This window comes from Pseudonocardia sp., from assembly GCF_025965585.1.
Lineage (GTDB): Bacteria > Actinomycetota > Actinomycetes > Mycobacteriales > Pseudonocardiaceae > Pseudonocardia.
Map to the genome: position 1 here is coordinate 1 of NZ_JAOPWR010000318.1, position 6,959 is coordinate 6,959.

Below are 6,959 nucleotides of genomic sequence, written 5' to 3' on the forward strand. Positions count from 1 at the left end.
CCCCGGCTCAGGCGCCCGCGACCCGCGACGCCCCCTTCACGACGCGCTCGAGCCGCTGAGCGCGGAAGAAGGCCCACATGACCGTGGCCGCCCGCGGGCCCGCGGGGTCGCTGAACGAACCCCCGGCGCGGCCTCCCGACCAGGCGTGACCCAGCCCGGCGACCACCCAGTACTCCAGCACCCGCCGTCCCCGCGCGGAGTACCAGCGCACCCGGGTGTAGCCACGTCCGTCTCCGGAGTGGGCGGCGTCGCTGCGGCTGCGCGTGATCCGGCCTGGATCGCGAGGGTCCGGGCGGGCGGCCCCGCGCATCGCGAGCCACTGGTCGGCGACGCGGTCGCCGTTGGCCGGGTTCACCACGCGGTCCCGCGTGCCCTGGACGACGATCAGCGGCGCCATCGGCTCCCCACCCGGCTGCGGCATCGCGGTGCGCGCGGCCATCGCCGCGAGGGCCTGGCCGCCGCGCGTCGCCGAGCGGTAGGGCGGCGCCGAGTGCGCCCCGACCGCGGCGAACACGTCGGGGTAGGTCGCTCCCAGGATCAGCGCCATCGCGCCGCCCGCCGACAGCCCGGCCACGTAGACGCGACGCGGGTCGGCCCGCCACCGCTCCTGCTCCTCCAGCACCCGGGCGACGATCGCCGCGAGCAGCGCGGGCTCGCCGGAGCCGCGACGCTGGTGGGACGCCTCGTACCAGCGCCAGCAGCGCTGCGGGTGGTGGCGGCTCTCCTGGTGGGGCAGGACGAGCAGGATCCCGTTGCGGTCGGCGACCGCGGTGAACCGCGTGGCGTCGGCGAACTCGGCGGGCGTCTGGGTGCAGCCGTGCAACAGCATCAGCAACGGTGCCCGCGTGCGGCGGCGGTACCCCGCCGGAAGGTAGACGTCGTAGGAGCGGCCGCCCAGCGGCGCCCGCCCGTGGACCCACTGCCCCGCAGCCGGTCGGGCGGCCCGCGGGCGCGGGGGCCTCACCGGGGGCTCGCGTGGCCGCGGGACGGGGAGGCGCCGGACGGGGAGGCGCGGGACGACGGGCTTCGGCAGCGACGGCAGCACCGGTGCGGCGGCGGACCGCCGCCGGCGGGCGCGGCGTTGCCACATCGGCTGCACCAGCGCTCCGAACAACGACCTGCGCGTCCGGCGCGGGATCCGACGGCGGGGCACCGGGTCAGGGCGCCTTCGCCGTCGAGGCCGGGCCGGCGTTCGCGGGGCGGCCGGAGGCGGCACCGGGAGTCCCGGGCAGAGCGGCACCGGCCGCGTCGATCTGGGCTGCGTCGATCTGGGCTGCGTCGATGTGGGCGGCGCCGATGTGGGCTGCGCCGATGTGGGCTGCGCCGATGTGGGCGGCGCCGATGTGGGCGCGGGCCCGTTCCCGCCGCTCGGGCGGGAGCTCGTGGCCCCGCAGGTCGACGGTGACGGTGCAGCTCTCGGCGTCGAGCACGGTGCGGGTGGGCAGGCCGAGCACGCGCAGCAGCCCGAGCATCGGCGAGTTGGCGCTGAGCACGTCGGCCACCAGCGTGTCGAGCCCGCGCTCCCGGGCGACGTCGATCAGGCGTTCCAGCAGCGCCCGGCCCACGCCCTGGTGCTGCAGCGCGTCGTCCACGACCACGGCGATCTCGGCCGAGCTCGCCCCGGCCCCGCCCTCGTAGCGCGCGACGGCGACGAGATCGCCCGGCTCCCGGACGGCCACCAGCGCGAACCGCCACTCCTCGGCCACCCGCGTGAACCGGGCGACGTCACCGGGCGAGAGGTGCGGGCGGGCGCCGAAGTAGCGGCGGTAGATCGTGTCGGCCGAGAGCCGGGCGTGCAGCGCGACGAGCGCGCCGGCATCACCGGGGCGGATCGGCCGCACCACGAGCCGGTCACCGCCTCGGAGCAGGAGCTCGTCCCCGCCGCTCACGGCGCTACCCGCGCGCCGCGTCGAGCACCGCACCGGCCGCGGCGGCCGCCCGCTTCGCCGCCTCGTCGACGGCGAGAGCGTTGAACTCCGGCGTGTTGACCTCCACGCACCACGGCCCGTCGAACCCGGTGGCGAGCACGGCCCGCACCAGGCCGACGACGTCCAGATCGCCCTCCCCGGGGAGCATGCGCGCCGCACGGGCGTGGCGGAGGAAGTCGTCGTGCACGAGCGGGCCGTCGTTGAGCTGGACGGCCGCCACGCCGCCTGCGGGCAGGTCGGCGAGCAGGCCGGGGTGCGCACCGCCGTTCCAGAAGTGCCAGACGTCGACCATGAGCCCGGCGCTCGGGGCCCCGGCCCGGCGCAGCAGCTCGACGGCCGTGTCCGCGTCGGGCAGGGCCGACCATGGGAACGCCTCCAGCGCCAGCGTGAGCCCCCGTTCGCCGAGCCGGGTGGCCAGCGCACCGAGCCGCGTCGCGGCGGCGTCGAGATCGAGGGTGCCGCCGCGGAGCTCCCCGGTGGAGACGTGGCGGCCGCCGAACGCGTCGGCGGTCTCCTCGATCGCGGTCATCGTGGCGTCCAGCTCCGGGACGTCGACGTCGAACGCCCACCCGGAGAGGAACTCGATCTCGACCAGCTCCAGGCCGGTGTCGGCCAGTACCGCCCGCATGCCGTCGGCGTCGAGGCCGGACGCGACGGTGCGTGCCAGGTCGCCCGCGTGCAGGCCGATGCCCGCGAACCCGCCGTCCGACGCGGCCCGGCAGCGCTCGGCGAACCCGTTGCGCGGCGGCTGGGCGAAGCCGCTGCCGCTGAGGGTGAAGAAGCTCGCGACCAGCCGCGGCTCAGCCACGGAAGGCCGCCACCTCGACCATGAACCGCGCGTTCTCCCCCACCCTGCCGAACTCCGGCGACTGGATCGCCGAACGGGCCGGTCGGTGCTCGCCGAAGCGCTCGGCCCACACGGCGTTGAAGACCGGTCGGTCGCGCTGCAGGTCGCGCATGACGATCCCGACGCGCACCACGTCGGTCAGCGACGCGCCGCCCGCCTTGAGGATCGCGGCGAGGTTGGTGAAGATCTGCTCCGCCTCTGCGCGGGCCTCCTCGGGGATGGCGTGCCCCACCGGGTCGGCGCCGAACAGGGCCGACACGTGGATCCAGCCCCCGGCCTCCACGGCCTGCGGGACGGGCCCGGTGTGCGTGGGGGCGTCGTCGGTGTGGATGACCTTCACCCGTCCTCCCAGTTCACGATGAGCTCGCGGCGCGCACCGAAGCGCTCCAGATGCCGGGCGAGCACGTCCTGCACGTGGGCGAGGCCTTCGGCGTCGGGCGCGTCGGCGACGAGCGTCAGCGCGCCCTCCCCCGCCGTCACGGTGCCGGTGCCGTAGCCGAACACGAGCCTGCCCCCGTCGGCGTCGTCGCCGACGGTCTCGACGGCGTCCTTGCGCCCGAGATGGGCGAGCAACTGCTTGGCGTAGCGGGCGGGTGCGTCGGTGGCGACCACCGCGGTCGAGCGCACGACTCAGGCCCCGTACACGTCGATGGCGCCGAGCTGGTCGAACTCGAACGTCACGCTGCGGTCCGCCACCACAGGCACCGGGGCGGTCACGCCGCCGGAGAAGACGATCTGCCCCGCCCGCAGCTTCTCCCCCTCCGCGACGAGCTGGTTGGCCAGCCACGCCACCGACGCCGCGGGGTGGCCCATCACGGCGGCACCGGCGGCGGTCATGGCCACCTCGCCGTCCACCCGCACCACGGCACCGAGCAGCCGCAGGTCCTCCAGCTCGTCGGGCCGCCGGGCGACGGGCCCGAGGTAGAACGCGCCGGCGCTCGCGTTGTCGGCGACCACGTCCGACAGCGTGAACTGGAAGCTCTCGTAGCGGGAGTCGAGCACGTCCACCGCCGCGAAGACGACCTCGGTGGCCGCCAGCACCGACGTGATCGTGGCCGGCCCCTCGATGTCGCGCGCCAGCAGGAACGCGATCTCGCACTCGACCCGCGGGTGGATGAAGCGGTCCAGGCGCACCGGCTCGCCGTAGGTGGAGATCATCCCGCTGGTGACCCGGCCGTAGAGCGGCGCGTCGAGCCCCATGGCCTTCTGCTTGTTGCGGCTGGTCAGGCCCAGCTTCCAGCCGACGAACGTCTCGCCGGCGTCGAGCTTGGACTGCACGAACGCCTTCTGCGCCTCGTACGCCGTCTCGACCGGGATGTCGGGGTGCTCGTCGCTGAACTGCGCGATGCCCTTGCGCTCCCGCTCGGACGTGATGAGGGTGTCGGCGATCTCCTGCGCGGTGATGCTCATGCGAGTGCTCCGTTCGAGAAGCGGACCGTCACGGCGCCGAGGTGTGCGAACTCCGCCCGGAACACGTCGCCGGGCTCGACCGGCGCCATCTTGTGCACCGCTCCCGGCAGCACGACGTCGCCGGCCTTCAGGCCCTCACCGAAGCTGCCGAGCTTGTTGGCCAGCCACGCGACGCACCGCGCGGGGTTGCCGAGCGCGGCGGCGCCGGCGCCGGTGTCGATCAGCTGCCCGTGCCGGGAGACGACGACGCCGAGCAGCCGCAGGTCCAGGTCGGCGACGGGCCGCATCCGGCCGCCCATGACGAGCAGTCCGGACGAGGCGTTGTCCGCCACCGTGTCGACGAGCCTGATCCTCCAGTCCGCCACCCGGCTGTCCACGATCTCGACGGACGGCAGCGCGCCCTCGATCGCCGCCAGCGCGCGGGCCGTGGTGATGCCGGGCCCGGCGAGGTCCTCCGCCATGACGAACGCGAGCTCGGCCTCCACCCGCGGCTGCACGAGCCGCCCCAGGTCGACCAGGTCACCGTCCTCGACGAACATCTCGTCGGTGAGCACACCGAAGTCGGGCTCGTCGACGCCGAGCATCTGCTGCATCGGGCGCGAGGTCAGGCCCACCTTCCGGCCGATCACCCGCTGCCCGGACGCGACGCGGCGGGCGATGTTGATCGACTGGATCGCGTAGGCGTCCTCGAGCACGAGATCGGGGTGGCGCTCGGTCAGCGGGACCACCGGCTTCGCGGAGCGGTCGGCCTCCCACAGCTCGTCTGCGAGGTCCTTGTGCAGGGTCACCCTCGGAGCCTGTCCCGGGCATCCGGCCCCGGACAACGCCTTCGCGGCCCACTTCCGGGGAGCGGGAACGGGCTCAGGTCTCCCCGAGCGCCGCCAGCCGGTCCGGGAGCTGTCGCCGGGAGGTCACCCCGAGCTTCTGGAAGGCGTTGCGCAGGTGGTACTCGATGGTCTTGATGCTCACCACCAGCTCGTCGGCCACCTCTCGGTTGCTGCGGCCCCCGGCCGCGAGCCGGGCCACCACGAGCTCCTGCGACGTCAGGTCTGTGCCGTCGCGGCCACGCCGCGCGGCCGGGTGCAGCCCGGACGCCGCGAGCTCCTTCGCGCAGCGCTCGGAGTAGGGCACCGCACCCAGCGCGGTGAAGCGGGCCTCGGCGGCGGTGAGCAGGTCGGCGGCCCGGCGGCGGCGCCCGAGCCGACGCAGGAACCCGCCCGCGGCCAGCTCCACCCGCGCCCGCTCGAACGGCGCCGGCAGATCCTCGGTGGCCTCCAGCGCGAGGGTGAAGGCGGCATCCGCCGCGTCGGTCCGGCCGGCCGCGGCCTCCACGCGGCCGCGGGCCCGGGCAAGCCTGCCGATCGCCGTGCGACGCCCCCTGTCGCGCGCCGCCTGCTCGTGCGGGCCGAGGAACGCATCCGCGGCTGCGACCCGCCCGACGGCGACCAGCGCATCGGCGTAGAGGTCCTGCCACGGCCAGAAGCCCGGTTCGTCGGCGGCGTCGCGGTGCTCGAAGCGCAGGACGGGTTCCAGCGCTGCGACCACGGCCGCGGCGTCCCCGCGGGCCTCACCGATGCGCGCCCGGCCCATCGCCAGCGCCACCGCCGACCGTTCGTAGCCCGTGGGGTTGCCCGCCATGGCCCGCACGTGGCCCTCGGCGGCGGCCCAGTCGCCCCGCGCGGCGGGAACCAGCACCGCGATGCCGACGACCGCCGACTGCATGAACCCGAAGTCGGACTCCAGGTTGATCGCCACGGCCCGCTCCGCGTGCACGAGCGCGGCGTCCCACCGCCCGGCCATCCACTCGGCCCGGGCGAGGTACGCCAGCGCGTAGGCGGAGGTGTTGAGGATGCCCAGCCGCGCCGCGGCCGCCGCCACCGAGGCGAAGTCGTCGATCGAGCCGTCGAGGTCGTCGTCGACGAGACGCAGCACACCGCGAGCCGAGCGCGGGTTGAGCCAGAGGTGGTCGGTGTCGCCCGGCCGCTCGTCGGCGGACGTGGCCTCCGCGGCCGACTCATTCGTACGCCCGGCGTAGCCCAGGCCGTGCAGGAGATAGGTCTGGGCGACGGCGTGGGTCGAGGTGCCCCGTTCGGTGACGGCGAGCGCCCGCCGGCACCAGTCGACCGTCGCAGCGGCGTCGAGGCGGCCGTAGCAGTGGATCGCGGTGAGGAGGGCTGTGAGGGCCTCCGCCTCGGCGTCGCCGCCGCGCGCGGCCCAGGCGGCGCCGAGCAGGCGGGCCGCGCGGTCGGGATCGTCGGCGGCCGTGGCGAGCGCCCCGAGCGCGGCGTCGCGCATCGGGCCCGGCTCGAACGTGTCCACCCGGTCGGCGACCGCCACGGCGGTGGCGGCGTCGCCCCGCAGGAGCGTCCAGATCACCGCCCGCAGCACCCGGCGCTGGGCCTCCCGCGGATCGGGGCTGAGCCGGGCGGCATCGAGAAGGTGGGCCGACGCGCTCTGCCAGGCCTGTCTGCGGGCCTCCTCGTCGGCGAAGCGCGTGAGGTCGGCGGCGAGATGCTCGTCGGGTTCGGCCGCGGCGGCCACCCGGTGACGCAGCACGGCACCCCGGTCGCCCGGGCTCCTGTCCGCGAGCAGCCCGGCTGCGGTGAGGTGCAGGTCGTGGCGCCGGGCCGGGCCGAGCGCGTCGTAGACCGCGGCGCGGACGAGCGGGTGCGGGAACGACAGCGTCCAGGGCGGGTGAGCCTCGTCGGCGTGGAGCAGGTCGTGCGCGGCCGCCGGGTCCAGCGCGGCCAGCCCGTCGACGCCGGCGAGCGCGG

Annotated in this window: 8 protein-coding genes; all 8 read right to left on the minus strand. The window is 75.7% G+C overall.

All coding sequences use genetic code 11. From position 1 onward, the window contains the following. Positions 1–7: 7 nt before the first annotated feature. Entirely contained in the window at positions 8–964 is a 957-nt protein-coding gene (locus JWR81_RS19360; protein WP_297654539.1) for a PHB depolymerase family esterase, read from the minus strand. A 193-nt stretch (positions 965–1,157) separates the two neighbouring features. Further along, positions 1,158–1,889 (minus strand): GNAT family N-acetyltransferase, encoded by a 732-nt coding sequence (locus JWR81_RS19365; protein ID WP_297654542.1) that lies wholly within the window; start codon positions 1,887–1,889, stop codon positions 1,158–1,160. A 4-nt stretch (positions 1,890–1,893) separates the two neighbouring features. Continuing rightward, positions 1,894–2,736, minus strand: a complete 843-nt coding sequence (locus JWR81_RS19370) for a sugar phosphate isomerase/epimerase (RefSeq protein WP_297654544.1) — start codon at positions 2,734–2,736, stop codon at positions 1,894–1,896. Next, entirely contained in the window at positions 2,729–3,115 is a 387-nt protein-coding gene (locus tag JWR81_RS19375) for a Rid family hydrolase (protein WP_297654547.1), read from the minus strand. The genes JWR81_RS19370 and JWR81_RS19375 overlap by 8 nt, the downstream gene beginning before the upstream one ends. Beyond that, positions 3,112–3,402, minus strand: coding sequence for a DUF2218 domain-containing protein (locus JWR81_RS19380; RefSeq protein ID WP_297654550.1), 291 nt, complete (start codon positions 3,400–3,402; stop codon positions 3,112–3,114). The genes JWR81_RS19375 and JWR81_RS19380 overlap by 4 nt, the downstream gene beginning before the upstream one ends. Before the next feature lie 3 nt (positions 3,403–3,405). Beyond that, positions 3,406–4,185: a fumarylacetoacetate hydrolase family protein gene (locus JWR81_RS19385; protein WP_297654553.1), complete on the minus strand. Its 780-nt coding sequence runs from the start codon at positions 4,183–4,185 to the stop codon at positions 3,406–3,408. Next, the gene (locus tag JWR81_RS19390) at positions 4,182–4,973 is read right to left on the minus strand and encodes a 2-keto-4-pentenoate hydratase (protein WP_297654556.1); all 792 of its coding nucleotides are present in this window, start codon (positions 4,971–4,973) and stop codon (positions 4,182–4,184) included. Before JWR81_RS19390 ends, JWR81_RS19385 begins: the two co-directional genes overlap by 4 nt. A gap of 73 nt (positions 4,974–5,046) precedes the next feature. Beyond that, the coding region (locus JWR81_RS19395; RefSeq protein ID WP_297654559.1) for a helix-turn-helix transcriptional regulator at positions 5,047–6,959 on the minus strand (1,913 nt) is incomplete at its 5' end.